The 22246-nt window shown below is 44.6% G+C and carries 18 protein-coding genes; 8 read left to right on the forward strand and 10 right to left on the reverse strand.

Going from position 1 to position 22246, the window contains the following annotated elements:
• From ACKPQ4_RS02390 to ACKPQ4_RS02405, 4 genes are all read left to right on the forward strand, one after another.
• A partial coding sequence (locus ACKPQ4_RS02390) for an alkaline phosphatase D family protein (RefSeq protein ID WP_407679612.1) occupies positions 1-1386 on the forward strand: 1386 nt, incomplete at its 5' end.
• A gap of 5 nt (positions 1387-1391) precedes the next feature.
• The gene (locus ACKPQ4_RS02395; protein ID WP_407679613.1) at positions 1392-1841 is read left to right on the forward strand and encodes a hypothetical protein; all 450 of its coding nucleotides are present in this window, start codon (positions 1392-1394) and stop codon (positions 1839-1841) included.
• A 28-nt stretch (positions 1842-1869) separates the two neighbouring features.
• Positions 1870-3285, forward strand: a complete 1416-nt coding sequence (locus tag ACKPQ4_RS02400; RefSeq protein ID WP_407679614.1) for a sulfatase — start codon at positions 1870-1872, stop codon at positions 3283-3285.
• A gap of 83 nt (positions 3286-3368) precedes the next feature.
• The gene (locus tag ACKPQ4_RS02405; RefSeq protein ID WP_407679615.1) at positions 3369-6068 is read left to right on the forward strand and encodes a PVC-type heme-binding CxxCH protein; all 2700 of its coding nucleotides are present in this window, start codon (positions 3369-3371) and stop codon (positions 6066-6068) included.
• Positions 6069-6100: 32 nt separating this feature from the next.
• Here the strand turns inward: ACKPQ4_RS02405 and ACKPQ4_RS02410 are convergent, their stop codons facing one another.
• Both ACKPQ4_RS02410 and ACKPQ4_RS02415 read right to left on the reverse strand, forming a co-directional pair.
• Positions 6101-6895 (reverse strand): TIGR00282 family metallophosphoesterase, encoded by a 795-nt coding sequence (locus tag ACKPQ4_RS02410; RefSeq protein WP_407679616.1) that lies wholly within the window; start codon positions 6893-6895, stop codon positions 6101-6103.
• A 21-nt stretch (positions 6896-6916) separates the two neighbouring features.
• Positions 6917-8161, reverse strand: coding sequence for a hypothetical protein (locus tag ACKPQ4_RS02415; RefSeq protein ID WP_407679617.1), 1245 nt, complete (start codon positions 8159-8161; stop codon positions 6917-6919).
• 166 nt (positions 8162-8327) lie between these two features.
• Here ACKPQ4_RS02415 and ACKPQ4_RS02420 point away from each other — a divergent pair, with 166 nt between their 5' ends.
• On the forward strand, positions 8328-9389 hold the full coding sequence (locus ACKPQ4_RS02420) for an Mrp/NBP35 family ATP-binding protein (protein ID WP_407679618.1): 1062 nt from the start codon (positions 8328-8330) through the stop codon (positions 9387-9389).
• A gap of 51 nt (positions 9390-9440) precedes the next feature.
• Here ACKPQ4_RS02420 and rpmG read toward each other — a convergent pair whose 3' ends face one another.
• Positions 9441-9614 carry a 50S ribosomal protein L33 gene (rpmG, locus tag ACKPQ4_RS02425; protein ID WP_407679619.1) on the reverse strand — a complete coding sequence of 58 codons (174 nt, stop codon included), beginning with the start codon at positions 9612-9614 and terminating at the stop codon, positions 9441-9443.
• 119 nt (positions 9615-9733) lie between these two features.
• Between rpmG and ACKPQ4_RS02430 the strand changes: the two genes are divergently transcribed.
• On the forward strand, positions 9734-10297 hold the full coding sequence (locus ACKPQ4_RS02430; protein WP_407679620.1) for a hypothetical protein: 564 nt from the start codon (positions 9734-9736) through the stop codon (positions 10295-10297).
• A gap of 7 nt (positions 10298-10304) precedes the next feature.
• The gene (locus ACKPQ4_RS02435) at positions 10305-10610 is read left to right on the forward strand and encodes a gamma-butyrobetaine hydroxylase-like domain-containing protein (protein ID WP_407679621.1); all 306 of its coding nucleotides are present in this window, start codon (positions 10305-10307) and stop codon (positions 10608-10610) included.
• A 17-nt stretch (positions 10611-10627) separates the two neighbouring features.
• On the opposite strand, the gene lpxA is transcribed toward ACKPQ4_RS02435, so the two are convergent.
• From lpxA to ACKPQ4_RS02470, 7 genes are all read right to left on the reverse strand, one after another.
• On the reverse strand, positions 10628-11407 hold the full coding sequence (gene lpxA, locus ACKPQ4_RS02440) for an acyl-ACP--UDP-N-acetylglucosamine O-acyltransferase (RefSeq protein WP_407679622.1): 780 nt from the start codon (positions 11405-11407) through the stop codon (positions 10628-10630).
• Positions 11408-11424: 17 nt separating this feature from the next.
• Entirely contained in the window at positions 11425-12759 is a 1335-nt protein-coding gene (locus tag ACKPQ4_RS02445; protein ID WP_407679623.1) for a bifunctional UDP-3-O-[3-hydroxymyristoyl] N-acetylglucosamine deacetylase/3-hydroxyacyl-ACP dehydratase, read from the reverse strand.
• Positions 12760-13085: 326 nt separating this feature from the next.
• Positions 13086-14531, reverse strand: a complete 1446-nt coding sequence (locus tag ACKPQ4_RS02450; protein ID WP_407679624.1) for a leucine-rich repeat domain-containing protein — start codon at positions 14529-14531, stop codon at positions 13086-13088.
• A gap of 28 nt (positions 14532-14559) precedes the next feature.
• Positions 14560-18000: a pyruvate carboxylase gene (locus ACKPQ4_RS02455; RefSeq protein ID WP_407679625.1), complete on the reverse strand. Its 3441-nt coding sequence runs from the start codon at positions 17998-18000 to the stop codon at positions 14560-14562.
• A gap of 140 nt (positions 18001-18140) precedes the next feature.
• On the reverse strand, positions 18141-19025 hold the full coding sequence (locus ACKPQ4_RS02460; RefSeq protein WP_407679626.1) for a prepilin peptidase: 885 nt from the start codon (positions 19023-19025) through the stop codon (positions 18141-18143).
• 13 nt (positions 19026-19038) lie between these two features.
• Positions 19039-19944, reverse strand: a complete 906-nt coding sequence (gene aroE / locus ACKPQ4_RS02465; protein ID WP_407679627.1) for a shikimate dehydrogenase — start codon at positions 19942-19944, stop codon at positions 19039-19041.
• Complete coding sequence (locus tag ACKPQ4_RS02470; RefSeq protein WP_407679628.1) at positions 19937-20818, reverse strand: transglutaminase-like domain-containing protein; 882 nt, start codon at positions 20816-20818, stop codon at positions 19937-19939. The genes aroE and ACKPQ4_RS02470 overlap by 8 nt, the downstream gene beginning before the upstream one ends.
• Before the next feature lie 147 nt (positions 20819-20965).
• Between ACKPQ4_RS02470 and ACKPQ4_RS02475 the strand changes: the two genes are divergently transcribed.
• Positions 20966-22246 (forward strand): thiamine pyrophosphate-binding protein (locus ACKPQ4_RS02475; protein ID WP_407679629.1); only part of this gene is annotated, 1281 nt, incomplete at its 3' end.

A 22246-nucleotide genomic window follows, 5' to 3' on the forward strand; every position in this document is an offset into this window, starting at 1 on the left:
AAAAAAGGACTTCTGCTCTTTCTATGTGGGTTTTCTCTTCCGTTGTGGGCGGAGACTTTTTTTGCCAATGGTTTAAAGATCGGAGAGGTCACTCAGGACTCGGCCATTATTTGGACGCGACTGACCAGGCATTCCACCCCCCTTGTAGATGGCGAAAAATTCCGCAAGGTCCCCAAGCACGCCCAGCAAATCCCTGAAGGAAAAAGCCTCGCCGTTATGGAGGGTGCCGTCCCTGGCATTGCCGGAAGTGTACGCATCTCTTGGCAGAGCCAGGGAGTGGAGGCGAAGAGGACAGAGTGGTTACCGGTGGACGAGGACCGTGACTTCACCCGCAAAGTGGAAATCGGAGACCTTCTTCCCGGGCAAACCTACGAGGTTCAGGTCGAAAGCTGTTCGGCAAAAGGAAAAGCTGGGCAAACTATACGAGGAAAATTCCGTACAGCACCTGCTCATGAGATGATTGCCCCCATTAAATTTGTGGTTACTTCCTGCCAGGACTACCCGAGAAGGGATACTCCCAAAGGGCATAAAATCTATCCAAATATGCTCAATCTGGACCCGGACTTTTTTATCCATACCGGAGATATTGAGTACTACGACAAGCCCATGCCCTGGGCGACCAACCGGGAACTGGCCAGGTTCAAATGGAACCGGCTTTATGGCCTGCCCCACCTAGCCAATTTTCACACACAGGTGGCGAGCTACTTCATGAAAGATGACCATGATACAACCTGCAACGATTCATGGCCCGGGGTGGATTTTATCGATTTAACCTGGGAACAGGGAAAGAATTTATTCCGGGAACAATTCCCTGTCCGTAAAGACAACTACCGATCCGTGCGCTGGGGTAAGGACTTGCAAATCTGGATGGTGGAAGGCCGGGACTACCGTAGCCCCAACAATCAGCCAGACGGACCCGAGAAAACGATCTGGGGAAAGAAACAAAAGGAGTGGTTTTTCCGTACCTTTGAAGAATCGGATGCCACCTTTCGTGTACTCATCTCCCCCACCCCGGTGGTTGGTCCGGACCGATCATCCAAAAATGATAATCATGCAAACAAAGGGTTTACCCAAGAAGGTAATGAGATAAGAGATTTTATCGCCTCTCATAAAAATACCTTTGTGGTCTGCGGAGACCGTCATTGGCAATATATTTCCGTCGATCGTAAAACTGGGTTAAAGGAATTTTCCTGCGGTTCCGCATCGGACGAACACGCTGGGGGTTGGAGGGATGGAAACCGTTTACCTGAGCACACCTTCCTAAAGGTTCAGGGCGGGTTTCTTTCCATTGAGGTAAAGCGGGCAGAAGGAAAACCTATTCTGATTGCGACCCACCATGAGGTTAGCGGAAAGCCCAGTAACATCGATCGAAACCGTGCAAATTAATTCCTATGACCATAAATACTATTCTCATTTTTTTAGCCGCGATGATCGTGGTTTCCCTTTTCATTTTTATGGAGAACAGATCTAAGCGAAATAGAATATCCCCAACCAATCTCGGTACAGCACCATTCAGAATCATCAAAAGTATCTTAGTCTCGCTTCTTACCATTACCCTGATGGCTGGATCCTTTTTGATGATAGGACCGCAAATTGTACCTATCCTTGCGGTATCTTTTTGCCTGGGCGGATTTTTTGTTTTTCGGAGATCTTTTCTTTCACTCGTTTTCTTTGGTTATCCAATTACCTTTGGACTTGTGTCCGCCTATATTGGTTATTACGAGCTGAATGATTACACAAAAAACTCAGAATTTTGGATAGCAGTCGGAATCGGTGCCTTCGGTATCCTGCTCGTTTTTATTGGCTTTTGGAAAACACTTTTCCGTACGGAAAGCAACTAGTCATTACGACCTCCAGCAACGCTCATAAATGATAAACTTCTTCTATCTTTTGTTTATCTCAACTTGGCTAACCGCGTCCATCGTCCATGCCCAAGCCTACGAAAAGATTAAGAACATCCTTCTGGTTATGTCGGACGATTTAAAGGCAAGCGCCCTGCCCGCCTATGGGGATCAGATTTGCAAGACCCCCAACCTCGATCGGTTAGCCGCCCAAAGCATGGTCTTTGACCGGGCTTACTGTCAGGGACTCCTCTGCTACCCATCCAGACCATCGATGATGCGAAGCACTTACCCTGGCTCAAAGAACAAGCCGATCACATTGGGAGAACACCTGCAAAAATTCGGTATGCACACATCGCGTGTAGGTAAAATTTTTCATATGGGAGTGCCCAACTCCCCCCGCAATGGGGACAGCGGTCTGGATGTACCCGAGTGCTGGACGGAGTTCCATAATACCAAGTCTACCGAAACCTACACTCCCGGACTTTACCGCCAAATAAACCGAGGAACCGTCACCAAAAAAATGGAGGGCAGGCAAGGAATTGGTACTAAAGAAAGATACTGGGCCGCTGTGGAGGCGGATATTTCAGATGGCTCAGATCAGGCAGACTACCTAGTTGCAGAGAAAGCTGTTCAATTGATTAAGGAAAGAAAAGAGGCAGGTAAGCCCTTTTTTATGGGGGTAGGATTTTTCCGTCCGCACTACCCCATGGTAGCACCAAAAAAGTTTTTTGACATGTACCCATTGGAAAAGATGAAGGTCCCTCCCCTCATTGAGGGCGACCTCGATGATATCCCGCGTGCCGCTTATGGCATCCAAAATGGAGAACTGCTAAATAAGACGGAGAATGGACGCCGAGGAATGTGGCAGGCTTACTATGCCTCGGTCACCTTCATGGACGAACAACTGGGTAAAGTGCTCGATGAACTAGACAGACAGGGACTGACTGACTCGACTGCTATCGTCTTCACCACCGATCATGGCTACCATTTGGGTGAGCATGGATTCTGGCAAAAAGGAAATCTACATGAGGAAGTCACTCGGGTTCCCTTCATGATCCGGACTCCCGGATTGAAACCAGGTCGTACCAACTCGCTGGCTGAACTAGTTGATTTTTACCCCACTTGTCTCGACCTTCTGGGCCTATCCCAACCAAAAGAAATTGTCGGCAAAAGCTTGCTGCCCATTCTGGAAAAGCCCAACACTCAAGTTAGAGATACCGCCCTTTCCCTACACAACAGAAAAAAACATGTGAAAAACAAGGGATGTGCAATCCGGGCCACAAATTGGACCTACATGAACTATGGTGACCAAGGAGAAGTCTTTTACGACATGGTGAAAGACCCCGGGCAGTATACCAACCTGATCGACAACCCCGACTATGCAGAAAATGTAAGGAAAGCCCGCGAGCAATTGAGCCAACGCTTGCAGCAGGTCCAGTAAAGACTCCGTCCACCCTCAAAAAGTTTGAGGATCGGCAAAGAACACCCTTTGCAACCACATGCATCTTCGATAAAGAGGATGAGATGCGTGTTTTATTATCAACTTTGACTCTTTTGTTCCTAATTTCGGGATTAACCCACCTGAATGCCAAAAAATCAACCTGGAATTGGCCACCAAAATCTAAAGCTCAAGCGGTTGATCTAAGCAAGTTCACTTTAGATGAAAACCTGGAAATCTCCCTGTGGGCAAAAAGTCCAATGTTTTACAACCCCACCAACATGGCGATCGATCCAAAGGGGAGAATCTGGATTGCGGAGGGCGTAAATTATCGTGAAAAATTGGGAATCCGACGGGAGGCAGGCGACCGCATCGTGGTTTTGATCGACACCAATGGCGATGGATCCGCTGATCAGTCCAAAGTATTCTGGCAGGATCCGTATCTCGAATCCCCCCTTGGCATTGCGGTGTTTGACAACCAAGTCGTAATTTCCCAACCGCCCAACATTGTGGTTCTTACCGATGTGGACCGGAACCTCGAATTTGACCCCGAAATCGACAAAAAAGACATCCTTCTTACTGGTTTCAACGGCAGACAGCATGACCACTCTCTGCATTCAGTAACCTCCGGTCCTGATGGGAAATGGTATTTTAATAGCGGAAACTGTGGAGCGATATTTACGGATAATTCAGGCAAGACCTTCCGGATGAATACCAATTACCGAGGTGGTGCCAGCGAAGAATATTTCTACACCCCAACCCATGAATTAAAAGGAGCAAAGAGTGATGATGGCTATGTATGGAGTGCTGGGTTTAGTGTTCGGATGAATCCAGACGGTACTGATGCGGAAATTATCGGACATGGCTACCGCAACAGCTATGAACAGGTGGTCAGCTCGATGGGAGATCTTTTTCAAAGTGATAATGATGATTACAGCAGTTGTCGAAATTCCTATGTCCTGGAGTATGGTTCGGCAGGATATTACTCACTGGATGGGCAACACAAGTGGCAAGCGGCTAAGCGCTCAGGACAAGCGATTCAGCGGGCCCACTGGAGACAAGACAACCCGGGTACATTTGATACCGGAGACGTGTATGGGGCTGGTGGTCCAACCGGTGTAGCCTTTTATGAAAATGGTGCCCTTGGGAAAAAATGGGAAGGTACTTTTCTCTCCTGCGAAGCATCCCGTAATGTGATTTTTGGGTATCACCCAAAACCAATTGGAGCGACCTACTCTTTGGACCGGTTTGATTTTGTGAGTACGACACCAACCCCGAAAGATTTAAATAATGAATCGGAAGAGGAGGCGGAGAAAAGAATTCACTTCCGTCCAGCCGACCTAGATATTGGCCCGGATGGAGCGATCTATGTGGCGGATTGGTACGATCCTGGAACTGGAGGACATTCCACTCGCGATGAATCGGCATCGGGTGCAATTTACCGCATTGCTCCCAAAGGCTTTAAATCGGATATTCCCTCTCTGGATTTGAAATCAGTAGACGGTTCACTTAATGCTTTAAAAAGCCCGAACCCAGCAGTTCGTTACCTCGGATTTCAGGCACTCAAAAACTTCGGAGATTCTGCCCTGCCTAAAGTGGAAGAACTTTTACAGGACAAAAACTCTTACCTTGCGGCACGGGCAATTTGGTTGCTCCCCCATCTGGGCGAAAAGGGAAAAAAGAAAACCGTGGAATTGCTTAATTCCAAGAACAGAAACCACCGCTTGGTTGCTTATCGCAGCCTCCGCCGTATGGGGTTTGATATGTCCGATTATGCATCCAAACTCGCCTCCGATGAGGATGCGGGGATACGTCGCGATGTTGCCCTGTCCCTACGCTCTTTATCCTTTGATCAATCCAAGGATACTTTCCTTGACATCGCCAATCAATTTGATGGTCAGGATAAGAACTATGTTGAAGCCATCGGTTTAGGAGCTCACGGAAAAGAGAGCCAGGTATGGGAACATTTGAAAAATAAGTTGGGTTTTCAAAAATCGCCCAAGTGGAGCAATGCTTTCGCCCGTATCACTTGGAGACTTGGAACCCATAAGGCCATTCCTTCCCTCAAAGAAAGGGTGCAAAATGCCGAGCTTTCTATCGAACAACGAAAGTTTGCCATTGAATCAATCGCCTTTATCAACCATTCGGACGCACCGGACGCCCTGCTTGAATTGGGAAATACCATTCAGGAAGAGGAGCTCAACGACGTGATCGTGGAGTGGATGGTACGCCAGGGATTAACCGACTGGGGTAAGTATGACGTAAACACAAAGCTTAAGGAGGCAGGAATCTTTGATGCCGAGGCCGTCGCACTTGTGCCCATCAGCACGCCTGAGCCTACGGGCAAATCCAACCTCAAGGTAGGAGATGTGATGAAACTAAAGGGAGATCCCCATCAGGGTAAAACTACAATCATGAGGTGTGCGATGTGCCATGAAGTTAACGGTGTGGGTGTAAACTTTGGACCAAGGTTGGAAGGTTGGGCAGCGAAGCAATCAAAGAGTGCCGTCATCCATGCCATTATTAATCCATCCCAAGGGATTGCCCATGGGTTTGGGGGAACGGAATATGAGCTTAAGGATGGCAATATTATCCACGGGATCACAGAAGCTTATGGGGATCCAGCCATTGTCCTCTCCCAGGGAGGGCTCAGTCAATTGATTCCCCGGGCCAAGGTGAAAAAGTCTAGTAGGATGAAGCGCTCTCTAATGCTCTCTGCGGAGCAACTCGGTCTTACTACTCAGGATGTGGCCGATGTGGTCGCTTTTATGAAGGAATACAACTAAGTCCTGCAACGCAGGATTGAGCCGATTTTATTTTAGCTATTTAAATCGGTTTCCCGCCAATTAACCAATTCCACAGATTCAGGAAGACCTGTTTGCTGATTCACTTCTAGCAGGCAGCCCTGCATGCCGACATCTCCATCTGCTACTGGGCACCTGCGGGGCATCCCATCGACAAAACGGCCCAAGCAGGCATCAATGTCTCTTCCAAGGACTGATTCGCGGGGACCCGTCATTCCCAAATCAGTCTGATAGGCAGAGCCAGACCGAAGGATACGTAAGTCAGCAGTAGGCACATGAGTATGGGTACCATAAATCATTGTCACCCGGCCATCGAGGTGCCAGCCCATCGCTTCCTTTTCCGAAGTGGTCTCTGCATGAATCTCAGCAAAAATAAGGTCACATGAGTTTTGCAACTTAGAGACAATGCGGTCGGCAGTAGCAAAGGGACAATCCACCTTGGGTCCCATAAAAGTACGTCCCAATACAGTGAACAATCCTAGCTTAGTGCCATTGGCATCAAGAATTAATCGATCCCGCCCTGGATTTGTGTTCGGGAGATTTGCAGGTCGGCAGACATATTCCAATCCGTCGATCTCATTGTTAAAATTCTTTTGATCCCAGACATGATCCCCAAGAGTAATTCCGCTTACCCCAGCTTTGCTAATCTCTAAAGCATTCTTTGCAGTAATGCCTGCCCCACCAGAAGCATTTTCGCCATTAGCCAAAACCAAGTCGATATGGTTCTTCTCAACAAAGCCACAAAGATGAGCAGTCAGAAAATTTCGCCCTGGGCGTCCGACAATATCCCCTAAGAGCAAAATCTTCATGTTTACTTAAATGAGATTAAGTTAACGGGAATAAAGGAAGGATGGTTGCGAACAATTACCAAAATTTTTGTTATGCAAAGCAATGGGCTTGGCTTCTTCAAATTCAGTATCCACTACCTTGATCTGTGTTGCCCCACCAGATGAACGACTAGTGAAAAAGATGTGTCTGCCATCGTTGGCCCAGCATGGTTGCATCGCATGATCGTTTCCTCGAGTAATCATACGGCTTGCTCGATCAGCAAAGTTATATTCAAACACCTGAAATCCTCCTCCCACTGCTGCGGTAAAAGCAATGCGAGAGGGATCCACAGGATTCCAAGCAGCTTCAACACAGTGGGAACTAACATTTGTGGGAATCCTGGACAATACACCAGTAGACAAAGAAACCTCGTATAATTGAGGTTTGCCTCGCGTATCAGAGGTTAAAATTAAACGACGGCCATCTGGAGACCAGCAAGGTCCTGATTCGTTGCTCTTATTTTTAGTAATTCTACGGGGTCGTTCATAAGGAGTGTTGGCCATCCATAATTCCGGATTACCCGAAGTGGATAAAATCAAAGCAGTTTGAGCAGTTCTCGGGTTTTGCACGGCACGAAGATTACTTCCTTTATAATTAGCAACGGTAGCAACGCGACGACTGGCTAAGTCCAAGTGGTAAATATTATTAAATACCTTCCGATTACTGGTGAAAAACAACCCTGTCCCATCCTTATTCCAACTGGGATTGAAAGTCATTTTACCGAATGAGGTTTGAGGTTTTGAATAGGTCATCATTGAATCCGAAGCCCAAATTTCTTTTGATCCAGAAAGATCTGACAAAAAAGCCAGCCTGCCCGAAAAGAAGCCGGGAATGCCAAGAATCTCCTGGACCATACGGTCGCATGCTAAGGATATAGATCCTTCAATGGTGGAATCGGAAACCACAAAACTGGCAAAGGGAGTCTTCGGATTCCCCTGAGTAATGGAAACTTGAATGTCATTATTACCAGCAGAACCGAAGGTGACTGAATAACGACTTTCTTTTTCAGATGCCAAACGGAGCCCTCCATGCACAAAGATTGGCTTACTGATCAGGGGAATTAACACCTTTGGAGTTCTTCCTAAATCTAATGGGATTTGCTTTTTGGCTAACTCGCCCTCAATTGGCCCGAGAATAATCGCAGGTTCATTGGCCTTGGAAGTAACCAAAAGTCCAAGAACAAAACATGAAAAAAAGCCAAGCGTTATCAATAACCGCCTGGGAAATAAAACCTTTGCCACACTCATAAAAACAAACTTTAGCACCCCTCACTTCTCATCAAGCAAAAACAAAGCAGAAAGAAAAAAAACTGATTTACCCAAGGTACTTTAAAATTCGTTCGTTCTAGTCTCAAATTACTCGTTTTGTCCTTGCCGATGAAGCATTCAACTATCTTGATATCATCTTTTCATTATGAACAACGAAGCAATTTTAGACATACTCAAAACCGTTAATTATCCTGGATTTAGCCGAGATCTTGTTTCCTTTGGACTCGTTCAAGATGCTGAACTGGAAAATTCCACTGCCAAAGTTGTTTTAGAGTTATCAACTGCAGATTCCACCCTTCCAAAAACCATCAAAGAAGAAGTTGAAAAGGCCCTTTTGGCAAATCCAACTATTGAAAAAGCAGAAGTCTTGGTGCGGGTAAAAAACCAGCCAAAAAATTCAGGGGGAACGACTCAAGCAGAAAGCGAGAATTTAAAAGGTGTTAAACACATTATTGCAGTGGCCAGTGGAAAAGGTGGCGTTGGAAAATCGACTTTATCCGTAAACCTTGCTTGCTCGCTTGCGAGAATGAAATCTCAAAACGGAGAGCCTTACAAGGTGGGTCTCATGGATTGCGATCTATATGGACCATCTGTTCCCTTGTTAATGGGAATTTCAGAAAAGCCGGAAATTGTGGCTGAAAACACCCTGGCTCCCGTTGAAAGCTACGGCGTTAAAAATATATCGATGGGATTACTTATTGACGAGGAAAGCCCGGTTGTCTGGCGCGGACCAATGATCATGAAAACTATCCAACAATTTGCTCATAATGTGGTTTGGGGTGAGCTTGATTATTTATTGATTGATTTGCCTCCCGGCACAGGAGACGCACAACTTTCTCTTGCACAAATACTTCCCTTAGATGGTGTTTTGATTATTACTACCCCTCAAAAAGCTGCCGTTGATGTGGCAAGGCGTGGAGCCCGAATGTTTGAAAAAGTCAATGTACCCATACTCGGAGTCATTGAAAACATGAGTTTTTTACAAGACGAAGAAACTGGCAAAAGGAATTATTTGTTTGGACAAGGGGGAGGTGCATCTACCTCTCAAGCTCTACAATGCCCTTTCCTTGGGGAAATTCCTCTGCATGAAGAAGTTCGCCTTGGGGGAGATCATGGAACCCCAGTTGTGGTCACAAACCCTGACAATCTATCCAGCAAACAATTAAACGAAGTCGCAGCTAAAGTAGTACAACTGATAGAAGGTTAAGAGGAGTAAAACAATACTCCGAAATGTAAAACTAATCGCCTAGGCGTAAGTTTAGGTCTTCTTAATTTCCCGATGTACAGTACGACGACGAAGAAAAGGATTATACTTTTTCTTCTCCACAGCCTCGGTTTGCAATTTCTTGTTACGAGAGCTCAAATAACGGGAAGGTGGTTTTCCTTCCTTGCGCGCTTCAGTGCATTCTAAAATAACCGTTTCTCTAGGCATGATTACTAAAATGAATAAACGAATGAATGTTCGCAATCAAAAAGGTCAGATAAAAGTAAGTGCTCTGCCGTCATAGTTTAAATTTGCCATGTATTTTACTCTGGGCATAGGTTAAAAGGATGGAAGCAAATTCAACTGAAGGCATTTCCCCATCAATCGATCAAAAGTTTCGCGAAATTAACCTCGAAAAACCCAACCAGCAACCAGCGGAGGTACCTAAAACTGGTAACGAATCATCAGTCAAGGTGACCAAGTCTGAAGATGACCTCGACCTTGGTGGATTTTTAAAAGATCAAGCCAATGCAAAACCGATGGATGATCATTGTGAAAAACCTGGTGATCCGATACCAAGCGTGGACAATGTGGATGATACCGGAATTGACTGTTCAAGGGAGCCAGATTGGAGAGTTGTGGAATCAGACAACTTACCAGAAAAACCTAATCCCACTCAGGTACATAATGATAAATACTGGGATGAAAGAAGTTTGGACAGCAAGTTAGAAGACCAAGATCTTCAAGAAGAAATGATCCGACGTGAAATGGAGGATTTTGACCGTGCTGCCCGTGCCAGTGACGACCCTGGTAGATCATTCCAAAACGAAATATTAGATCCGTATTATGGTGGAGGAAACCCACCATCCGAGCCGCCCGCTTCTAAAAATAGCCTGGATTCTTTTATTTAAAACTATCGTGATCGATAGCCCTGAAAAAATTGAATTGGTTGGAGATTTTCTCGCTTTGCGTTGGACGGATGGAAAAGAAGTTTTCTTAGATTCTTCCACTCTCCGGACAAATTCTCCAAGTGCTGAACAATCTGGAGAAACCGATATTTTTGGAAGAAGCTCGGGTGGAAGTTCCCAAAACAATTACCCAGAGGTTAAAATTAACAGTTTTGAAAAGGTCGGTAATTATGCCTTACGACTTATTTTTAGTGATGGCCATTCCTCGGGAATCTACTCTTGGGATTATTTTTTATCGCTAAGCCCACAGGAATAAACTTTTAAAAAACCATCTTATGCCATTCCTCGCGCACTGGATTTGGTAAAACTTAATAATTCTTCAAGGACCGGTTCTTTTTCGATAGAAAAGTTTTCTTCCAAATATTTCAAAGCCTGAGACCGGTTTAAATCTTTTCGATAAAATATTTTAAATGCAGAACGAATTAATTCGATCTCAGATGAGTTAAAATCCGCTCTTTCCAAACCCACTTTATTGATCGAACGAACTTCGGCAGGAGAGCCATCCGCAAGCATGAAAGGAGGAACATCCTGTACAAGTTTCGAACAGGCAGACACCATACAATGCCTACCTAATCGGCAGAATTGATGAACCCCAGCACCCCACCCTATGTTAACATGGTTACCCACCTCAACATGTCCGCCTAAGGCCGAATGACTACTCATTACAAGATGATCACCAATCTGACAATCATGGGCAACATGAGCATAGGCAAGAAATACATTATTCGACCCAATGGTCGTAAAATCATCGGGTTTTGTAGCCACATGAGCAGTGACATACTCACGAAAAACATTTCCATCTCCAATGGTTAAACCAGGTTGTCCGCCCTCGTATTTAAGGTCATGGGTAAGGCCACCAATAAGAGCATATGGGAAAATAATATTTTCACGCCCAAGAGTCACTTTTCCTTCGACACTCGCATGGTGAAGGATTCGGCTGTTATCACCAATAATTGCCTGACCTCCGATAAAGCAAAATGGACCAACTTCTACATTTTCACCAAGTTGAGCAGAAGGCTCGACAATTGATTGTGGATGAATGTTAACAGGCACGAAAAATAAAGCTAGGGCTATTCTGTGGCATCTACTATGGAAAACATCAGACTCGCGGAAGAAACAACTTGATCCCCGACCTTACACTCAACTTTGGCTGTGGCTATTTTATTTCCTCTAATTTTATCAAGATTTGCCACAATAATGAGTTGATCGCCTGGAACTACCGGCTTTCGAAACTTAACCTTATCTGCACTCATAAAGAATGCCACTTTCCCCTCGGAAGAACTTTTTCTCAAAAGTAAAATCCCCGCTGCCTGTGCCATAGCTTCTAATTGGAGCACACCGGGCATCACCGGGTGCCCAGGAAAATGGCCTGGAAAAAAAGGTTCATTGACAGAAACATTTTTCAGGGCAGTTAGGGACTTATCCCCATCGATTGCAACCACTCGGTCAATCAGCACGAATGGAAAACGATGAGGCAATACATCAAGAACACGCCTCACATCCAATTCAGTTTCCTCGGGTAGAACAATTGATTTACGAGGAGCAGAACCCACTGAGGTCTTACCTTTTTTACCCGCAGAGGTTTCGATAATTTTAGCAACCAATTCAGAGTTCAGGGAGTGACCAGGACGAACCGCAATAATATGTGCTTTTAATCTTTTACCCAAAAGGGAGAAGTCGCCCACAATATCAAGTATTTTATGGCGGACAAATTCATCATCAAAACGTAAAGGCTCTTTAGATAGTACTTTGTCTCCTTTGATTACGATGGCACTGTCTAAGCTACCTCCCTGGATTTTTCCCATTTTTAGTAACTCTTCGATTTCCTCATAAATGGTAAAAGTTCGGGCGGGAGCAATCTGAGCGACGTAGGACTCGGCGTCCAAATCAATGGAGAGATGTTGCACATGAATTCCACGATCATCAGCAGAGGTACAAGTGACCCGAAAACCATCATAAGGTAATGCGATGATTGAACGGTTTCCCGATGTTACCGACACGGGTTCAGTAATTTCAATAAATTTTCTTTCTGCCTCCTGTTCAACAGGTTCGGCTTCCATAATCAAATTCACGAATGGCCTGGATGATCCGTCCATAATTGGAGGCTCACTGGCATCCAATTCAATTTCTGCGTTATCGATGCCACAACCTACTAGGGCACTCAGAACATGTTCTATGGTATGAACCTTGGCATTTCCATTTGTAATTGTCGTACTACGGACTAAGTCAGAGATGTTTTCACAAGTCGGCCTAATCTCGGGCTTGCCATATAGATCCGTCCTGCGAAACAAAAAGCCTGAGTCCGGAAGGGCCGGCTTTAGGGTTAAGGAGACTTCTTCGCCGGTGTGAAGAGATTTTCCACGAATCGCTCTTTCTTGACGAATGGTTCGTTGATTATTTGCCATCTAAGAAAACTTTTAGGCAAGGATGAGGAGCCTGTAAAGAACGGAAGGTCAGTACCGAGTCTGCGCTTGATAAATGATCTTTTTTTTAATATCTTGGAGTATTGCCCCTTTAACAACATTTCTTGTTTTGCCCGAACAAACTAAAAGTTTTAAGAAGCGTTTAAAACGTGAATACCGTAAGACAATGGATCATTTGATTCGCTCTCATGCATTTCATAAGTTTACGATCAAACTTATCTATTTAGTAGGGTTTGTTATATCGATTATTTTGGCTGCCCTACTTTATTTCGATCGCTAAGTGTAAGTGAGTTAGCAACTTAATTAGCTTATTTCCCTGGAAATGGTGTGGAAATCAAAAGCTTATCAAACTTAAGGGCATGCTCCCATGCAACCATTGCCTTATCCACCTCTTCAGGTTCCAATTGCTGATTTAGGAAGAAGTCAATCAACCTTGAATAACCATGCTTGCGCAGGTATTCCCCAAGTCGTTCGTTGGATTTAGCATGTCCAATCAATGAACGAACCAAACTTTGAGCCTGCGGTCTGAACTCCATTTGGTTCCTTTTGTTGATATATACCCCTCTGGCTTCGCACTGACTTAACAAATCTTTAATTTTGGTCTGTTCAAGAGAAGTTTGATTAAAACTTAAGGTAAGCCGACGAAGTTTAGGAAGGGATAAAACCGGTGAAGGATCAAAAATTAGATTACGAGAAACTCCCAATGTCTCGATCTTTATGAGACCAGATAAATCATCTAACTTAGTTAACATATTTGAATTTAGATCAAGCACTGTAAGATTTTTTAAATCCCTCAACAACCTTAGGTCACAAATCTGATTCTCAGAGAGATCTAGGCGTTCCAAGCTTTGCAATTTCTCCAAGCCTGTTAAATCGTGAATCCTATTATTTCCCAATGAAAGAATATTCAAGGATTCGAACTGGGACAAAGAAAGAGGGGAAATAATTAAATTACCGGCTAAAAGCAGCGATCGAAGTTTGGGAAGGTTGTTCAATTCTTTGACTGACTGGATACGATTATTGTAAAGGTGCAAAGCTGATAAATTTGGTAAATCTTTGAGCTCGACTAGAGGATCAACATCTCTTTTCCCATTACCGCTTGAATCTGAGAAGGATTCGTCTGGATCAAACTCCTTGTTTCGGTTTTTATCGACAAAAGACTCGATCCTTCCGAGCTGATTTCCCTGAGCATAAAGATTAACCAACTCATTAAGTTTGCCTACGCCCTCCAAATCGATGAGGGAGTTTTCAGAAACATCCAACTGGGCTAGCGAACGGAAATGTTCAATTCCTGATAATCCAAGCAAACGATTTCTCGAAAGATTAAGAATTCTTAAAGCTGAATGATCAACGGTGGACTGGGCACCTGACACCGATAAATTAGGATAGGCAACCAAGCTAGACAAGTCCTTCAAGCGGTTACCCGATAGATCAAGGTTATTGAGCTTGGAAAGTTTCTGAATAGGCGAAAGATCATCGATCAAATTATCCCGAACTACTAATGATTCCAAATTTTTTGCATACTCTAGTCCTGACAAGTCCCGAATACCCAAATCATTTGCCTGTAGCCTTGTTAAACTCTTTTCAACCAAAGATTTTGACAAGTCCTGTTCCCGTACTCCCAAGGAGCGAGCAATCGCACTTTGCAAAGCTGGTTCAGGGATAATCAAATCCTGACAAACAGCAACGGAACATCCTGTTAAAAAGACAAATAAGAGGTAAAGTCTTTTTACTTTTTGGATAGTGGGTTCCATTGAGTAGATTCTTATAAAAGCTAAGATTTTAAACACGCAATTTGGCAATCAGATCTTTGGATTCCACCGAATCTCCAACCTGAACCATAATTCCATCAACGCAACCATCAGCAGAGGCATAAAGAGTTGTTTGCATTTTCATCGCTTCAAGCACGGCAATCTTATCCCCTTTCTTGACACTTTTGCCAACGCTGGTTGCAATGCTGCTAATCATTGCAGGTATAGGTGCCCCAATGTGAAGAGGATTGGCAGGATCAGCTTTTTCACGAACTTTAGCTTCCCCCTTGAAAGATTTATCCTCAACTAAAGTGGTCCGGGCTTTTCCGTTCAACTCAAAGGTTAGAGACCGGATTCCTTTCTCATCGGGCTCACCTGCGTTGAGCAATTTAATGAATAGAGTTTTACCTTCTTCAATTTCGATAGAAATTTCTTCTCCCATGGACAAACCATGAAAATAGGATGTTGTGGGCAAAACTGAAACATCCCCATATTTTGAGCGAAAACCAAGATAATCCTGGAAGACCTTTGGGTACATGAGATGGGAAAACAAGTCGTCGTCAGTTGCCTTACGACCAATTTTCTTCTGCAATGCGGTGAACTCTTGCTTCAAATCAATTTTGGGTGCAGATGCTCCTGGCCGCCCACGCATTGGCTTTCGTTTGCCAAGCACAACCTTTTGAACAGCCTTAGGCCATCCCCCCATGGGCTGGCCCAAATTCCCTGAAAGCAAATCAATAACTGACTCTGGGAATCCAGTTTCAGGTGGTAAATTCACCATATCTTCCGGCTTAACCCCCTTGGTTATAAGGAAAATTGCCAGATCTCCCACACATTTGCTACTGGGAGTGACTTTCACAATATCACCAAGCAGTGTATTGACTTCCTGATATGTTTTGACGACATCGGGCCATCGTTTACCCAACCCAAGAGCAGTCGCCTGTTCGCGCAAATTTGTGTATTGCCCGCCAGGCATTTGGTGGTGAAAAACCTCTGCACTCCCAAAGGGTGGTGAGGTATCAAATGGTGCATAGTATTGACGAACAGCCTCCCAGTAAATGGACAATTCATTCAAGGCAACAACATCCAATCCAGTCGACCGAGGAGCGTTACCCAAGGCATGTGCGATGGAGTTTAAGTTCGGCTGACTGGTGCATCCGGACATGGATGAGACTGCCAGATCAACCACATCGACCCCAGCTTCTGAAGCTTTAAGAACGGATGCCGATGCAATGCCGCTCGAATCGTGTGTATGAAAGTGTACGGGCAGAGAAACCTCATTTCTTAAGGCTTTGACAAGTCGGTTAACCGCAATGGGGTGACACAAGCCAGCCATGTCCTTAATGGCAATGATATGAGCCCCCATTTTCTCCAATTCTTTAGCCAAATCCACATAGTAATTAAGCTGATATTTTTCTTCGTTGGGGTTGGTAAAATCTCCAGTGTAGCAAAGGGCTGCTTCACAAAGAGAATTGGTCTTCTCACTAACCGTCTCCATTGCCACCTTCAGGTTGGGCAAGTAGTTCAAGGAATCAAAAATCCGGAATACATCCATACCTGCTTCGGATGAATGAATGACAAATTCCCGGACCACATTGTCTGGATAATTTGCATAACCTACACCATTGGACCCTCGCAAAAGCATTTGAAAAAGAATGTTAGGGATGCGCTCGCGCAATTTCCTAAGCCTTTCATAGGGGGACTCGCCCAAAAAGCGCATACAGGTATCAAAGGTTGCCCCACCCCACATTTCCAAGCTGAAAAGACCTGGTAAACGACGGGAAATAAAATCCGCAACCGTCAACATATCATAGGTGCGCATGCGGGCGGCAAATAAAGATTGGTGGGCATCCCGCAAGGTAGTGTCGGTAACCATTAAAGGTTTGTGATCCCGAAGCCATTTGGAGAATTTAACGGCTCCATCTGCAAGTAATCGATCCCGGGTGCCACGGGGAGGAGATTGCTTTGGATCGTGTTCGGGCACAATCAAAGGAAGAGGATTTTGCAAACGCTCGCGGCCCTTAACTTGTGGGTTACCATTTACCACAATTTCTCCTAAATAATTAAGCAACCTCGATGCCCTATCCCTCCGAGCTTTGAAACGGAATAATTCTGGAGTAACATCAATCATTTTGGTTGATGCACGACCAGCTACAAATTCCTTGTGCGATATAACATTCTCAAGAAAGGGGATATTCGTCTTTACTCCTCTTATGCGCATCTCCCTTAAGGCTCGGTGCATACGATCCAAAGCTTGAGACAGGTTGGGTCCAGAAGTTGTTATCTTTACAAGCAAGGAATCATAAAAGGGGGTGATAATCGATCCGGTATCTCCCATCGCTCCGTCCAAACGAACACCAAATCCAGCAGACGAACGGTAGCTTAGGATTTTGCCGTAGTCTGGAGTAAAATCTTTTTCTGGATCTTCCGTTGTTACACGGCATTGCACGGCACATCCATTGCGGGGAATATCCTCCTGGGCAGGAATTCCAATCTGTTTACCATGCAAAGGTTGATCCATGGCAACGAGGATTTGTGAACGTACAATGTCTATACCAGTTATTTGCTCGGTCACTGTATGCTCGACTTGAATACGAGGGTTCATCTCGATGAAGAACCATTCATTGGTATCTTGATCGAGAAGGAATTCGACGGTACCGGCGTTATCATATCCAATCTTTTCCGCCAATTTCACACCTGCATCGCAAAGCTCTTTTACAACCTCCTTAGGCAAACCGATCGAAGGGGCCACTTCGACCACTTTTTGATATCGTCGTTGGACTGAACAATCGCGCTCGTGCAAATGAACGACATTCCCCTTTCGGTCTCCAAGGATTTGCACTTCCAAATGTTTAGCTCTGGCAACATACCTCTCTAAAAAGACAGCAGAGTTTCCAAATGCCCGCTCAGCTTCACCCTGTGCTTCTTCCAGCATAGGCTTTAAATCCTTCTCTTCCAAAACCACACGCATGCCTCTACCACCGCCACCAAAAGCTGCTTTGATAATTAAAGGAAAACCAATCTTCTTACCCCACTTTAAGGCCTCTGCCGGACTGGAAACTGCCTTGGGAGTTGCTGGTAAGGTAGGCACTCCAGCTTTATCTGCAGCTTTCTTAGCCGCAACCTTGTCCCCCATGCTCTCGATCAGTTCAGGTCTGGGACCAACAAAGGTGATACCAGCCTCGTCACAAGCTCGGGCAAAATTCGGATTTTCAGACAGAAACCCATAACCCGGATGAATCATATCAACTCCTTTATCCTTAGCCAACGCTATGATCGAATCGATATCAAGGTAAGCCGCAACTGGCCCCTTGCCCTTTCCTACTAAATAAGCTTCATCAGCCTTGAAACGATGGACACCAAACCTATCCTCTTCGGCATAGATTGCCACAGTTCTAAGGTTTAACTCCGTGGCGGAACGAAAGATTCGTACCGCTATCTCGCTACGATTAGCAACAAGCAGTTTTTTCATAAATTAGGGTTTTTGGGGTGTAGGTATGCTGTCTATCCCAATGAATGTCGCGATTCCACTCTTTCTTCAACGCCAAAATCTTCATTTTAAAAATGTGCGGGAACAGAGGAAGGAATTAAATAATGTTTTTTTGACTCCAGTTAAAAGCCAAGTACATGAATCCAACTGAACCAAGGATCAATCCACTCTCTTAGTCCGAAAAAATACCCCATTCCCGCCAATGCTAAATATGGTCCAAAAGGAATTTCCCTACCAAATGCCAAGTTATTCTGTCCACAAGATTGGGCAGGTTTAATTTTTTGGAAAAGAAAGAGGAGGAATAAAAAAATACATCCAAACACAGCTCCTCCAAAAATTGAGAATACGGCCCCTTTCCAACCACAAAAAGCACCCACACAACCAAGCAGCTTAACATCTCCCTCGCCAAGAGCCTCTCTTCCAAAAGCCCTACCGGCTAAAGCTCCAATCCAGTACAAAAGGCCTGATCCAATTAAAATGCCAAGCAAAGATTGAAATGCTCCAAGTATTTTTTCGATCCCCATGGGGTGATGAATGAAGCCATGAAGTGATGGAAAGTACAGGGAGAGGACAAAACCAAGACAGGCTCCCCCCAGGCTAAAACGATCAGGAATCAGCATGGTCTCAGCATCCACTGCAACAACTCCAAACATCAACCAGGCAAAACTGCAGGAAGCAAGCAACATTCCCAAGTCTTGATTTTTAGTAAAAACAAAACATGCCCAGGCAAAGATAAGCCCCGTAAATAACTCGACCAAAAAATACCTGAGCAAGATTTTCTTCCCACAGCATTTCGCCCGCCCTTTCAAAAAAAGCCAACCAAGGATAGGAAGGTTTTGAGACCATGGAATACGAACGGAACAATAAGGGCAACTAGAAGGCGGACGAATAACCGAAAGATCTCGGGGAGCCCGGTAAACAACAACATTTAAAAAGCTGCCTAAGCAGGCACCAACAAATAATCCAAGCCATACAAAAAGATTGGGTTCTAATAATAAACTATCCATACCGACTGAATTTTTAAGACAAAGCCAGCTTTGCCCCCTGCCTCATTGCATTCTCAGAAATCTCTCTGCCAGTCCAGATCTCCAACGAGCGAGCTGCCTGCCCGACAAGCATCCCCAATCCATTGGAACAGGAATAATGTTTTTCTTTTGCCTGTTTCAGCAGCTTGGTCACCGGCGGGTTGTAAACCATGTCGTAAACACAAACTGATTGAGGAAAAGCATTAAGGTCTATGGGTGAAAGATCACTTGTCTGTAACCCTAAAGAGGTTGCGTTAATAATAAGTATTTCGGAATTGGTATTTTCAAATGGATTGACTGGATGATCTAAAATCACAATTTCTTGCGAAAAACCATTTGTTTTTAAAATCTCCAATAATTGATTGGCCCGATCGGTTGAGCGATTGTAGATGGCTAAATTTTTACAACCCTCCACAAGACATTGTGAAACTGCGGCTCGAGATGCACCACCCGCTCCCAAAACTAAGACATTGAAATCTTTCAAGTCTTTACCAAAAGCATTAGATACAGCACGCGAAAGTCCGACTCCATCCGTATTGTAGCCCTTCCATCCATTATTTTCCCAACTTAAAGTATTAACGGCGCCCATAATTTTGGCCTGAGGGTCAACAGCATCAATTAAAGGCAAAACATCCACCTTGTGAGGAATAGTAAGATTTAGGCCCCGGTATCCCAAATCAGCAAGCCTGGGAAGGGCCTTGGGTAAGAGATCTGGTAGAACCTCAATCTTTTGGTATTTCCAGTGCCTAAACTCAGGTTCTTTTTCCGATAACTTCTCTAAGGCTGCTCCGTGAAGTTGGGGACTGATAGAATGTTTGATCGGATAGCCTAATACAGCCAATCCCACCCCCTTTGCAGGAAGAGTGGTAAGTTGATCAAGAAAAAGTGGCTCTTCAAGCATTGGATGCTTCTTGATGAACTTTTTCAAATTCCTGAACAAAAGACAGAAATAACCTTGAGTTTGCTTCATCTTCGGCCTGTGCATAATGACGGCATAAATTCCGACATGCTCTAGATAGAGTATCTGCTACAGTTACGGGCAACAAGTTTGCACCGGATTCTTCATCAGGCAAAACTCCCAATTTGTCTTCCATTTGTTCCAATTCTAAAAAACGACCACCTGCCCAACAATCGATGTAGAATGGATGCTTCTCAGCAAAACAACCAACCATAAAACGTCCGGGTGTACCAATCGGATCGAGTTCAAAGCCGATACGACGAGCAATCAGAATATAGACGCAACATAGAGTAATGGGTAAACCCTCACGCCGATCGAGAACTTGATGAAGAAAGCTATTTTGAGGATTTTCAAAGTTTTGGCGGGCTCCCCGGAATCCGTATTCATGGAAAAGAACACGATTAATTACCTCGCAAGTCATTCGCGGGCTCGATGGTTGGAGCATCAATTCGCGGCATCTATCTGCCAATTTATCCAAGAAAAAAGAATAGGTTGAAGTTTCTAAATCAGGATAAATCGAACGGTCCAGTAAAAACCAACCTGTTTCGAGTTCGTAACGCAAAGAACGAATGAAAAGAAGGAAATCTCCCGCCCCATCAATCCAGCCTAGCTTTTCGATCATGTTTTGAGCACGCTTGGCCAAATAGCGGTCTTCTCCTTTTCCCAAGCTAAGTAGAAATGTGAGACCTTCCTTGGGGTTGTTTAACAGAAACTTCTCCAATCCTTCCCGGACCACTTTTGATTCGTCGTCCAGCAGCGATTTTAAAGCACTCCAAGGTAAATTTTGGGAGCTTGGTTTATCATTCTTGTTTTTCACTTTTAATCATTTTCGCGCTTAATTTCATCTTGGGCAAGATTCACTTTAAAATAGTGGCATGGAAACATACTTGTAAACTGGGGCTTTCACCTTGTATCAGCCAGGCAACTAAGGCATAATAAAAAATTAATATTTAGTAACTGCACCATGAGTACCCAATCCATAAAATCTCCTCAACCTGATGAAGCCGGCGAGCACGGACCTGCCATGAACGGAGCCGATGTTCTTGTTTCTGCTTTGGAACGCGAAGGCGTGGAAGCAATATTTGCCTACCCTGGTGGGGCATCCATGGAACTCCACCAATCGCTCACTCGTTCAGATAAAATTCGCACTATCCTGCCAAGACAGGAACAAGGTGGAGGATTTATGGCCCATGGATATGCCCGAGCTACAGGCAAAGCGGGTGTATGCATGGCGACCTCTGGTCCTGGGGCTACTAATTTAGTAACTTGTATTGCCGATGCCTTTATGGATAGCATTCCCCTCGTTGCCATAACCGGTCAAGTCTATCAGCAATTTATTGGCAAGGCAGCTTTTCAAGAGACTGATTTCTTTGGTATGACCCTGCCAATTGTTAAGCACAGTTATTTGGTTCTTACCGCAGAGGATCTTCCAAGAGTTGTAAAGGAAGCTTTTTATTTGGCCACAAGCGGTCGCCCTGGCCCAGTGGTTATCGACATCCCTAAAGATGTTCAGCAGAAAGTATTTGAACCTTTTTTTCCTGCGGAAGTTGGCACTTTAGAGGGCTACAAATTAGACAGCCCTAAAGCTACTGATGAAGAACTTACTGAAGTTCTAAATCTAATTTCAAAAGCCAAAAAACCGGTGCTATACACCGGTGGAGGTGTCATCTCCTCTGAAGCACAAAAACAATTAAGACAATTTGCTGAACTTACTGGCTTACCTGTTACACATACTCTCATGGGCTTAGGTGCATTTGATCCAGACCATGAACAATCCCTTTATTGGTATGGCATGCATGGTACCGTTGCTGGGAATTGGGCTGTTTGTGAAAGCGACTTGTTAATTTGTGCTGGAGCCCGATTTGACGATCGCATAACTGGCTTGGTCAGTAAATATGCCCCCGATGCATATGTGATTCATTTTGATGTAGACCAATCTGAACACAGCAAAAATGTTCATGCACATTTTCCCATTAAATCTGATATCAAACATGCTTTAGAGAGAATGTCAGAATTAATCGAAGAGGATGGATTCGATAAGCCTGACTTGGACGCTTGGATGACTACCCTATCCGGCTGGAAAAAAGATTATCCATTCAAATATAAAAAAGGGGAACACATAACCTCACAGGAAGCTATTGATGTATTGTATAAGGAATCAAAGGGAGATGCGATCATCACAACCGGTGTAGGGCAGCATCAAATGTGGGCTGCTCAATATTACAGGTTTAAGGAGCCCAGAACT

The organism is Candidatus Chordibacter forsetii, from assembly GCF_964187505.1.
GTDB classification, from domain to species: domain Bacteria; phylum Verrucomicrobiota; class Verrucomicrobiia; order Opitutales; family Seribacteraceae; genus Chordibacter; species Chordibacter forsetii.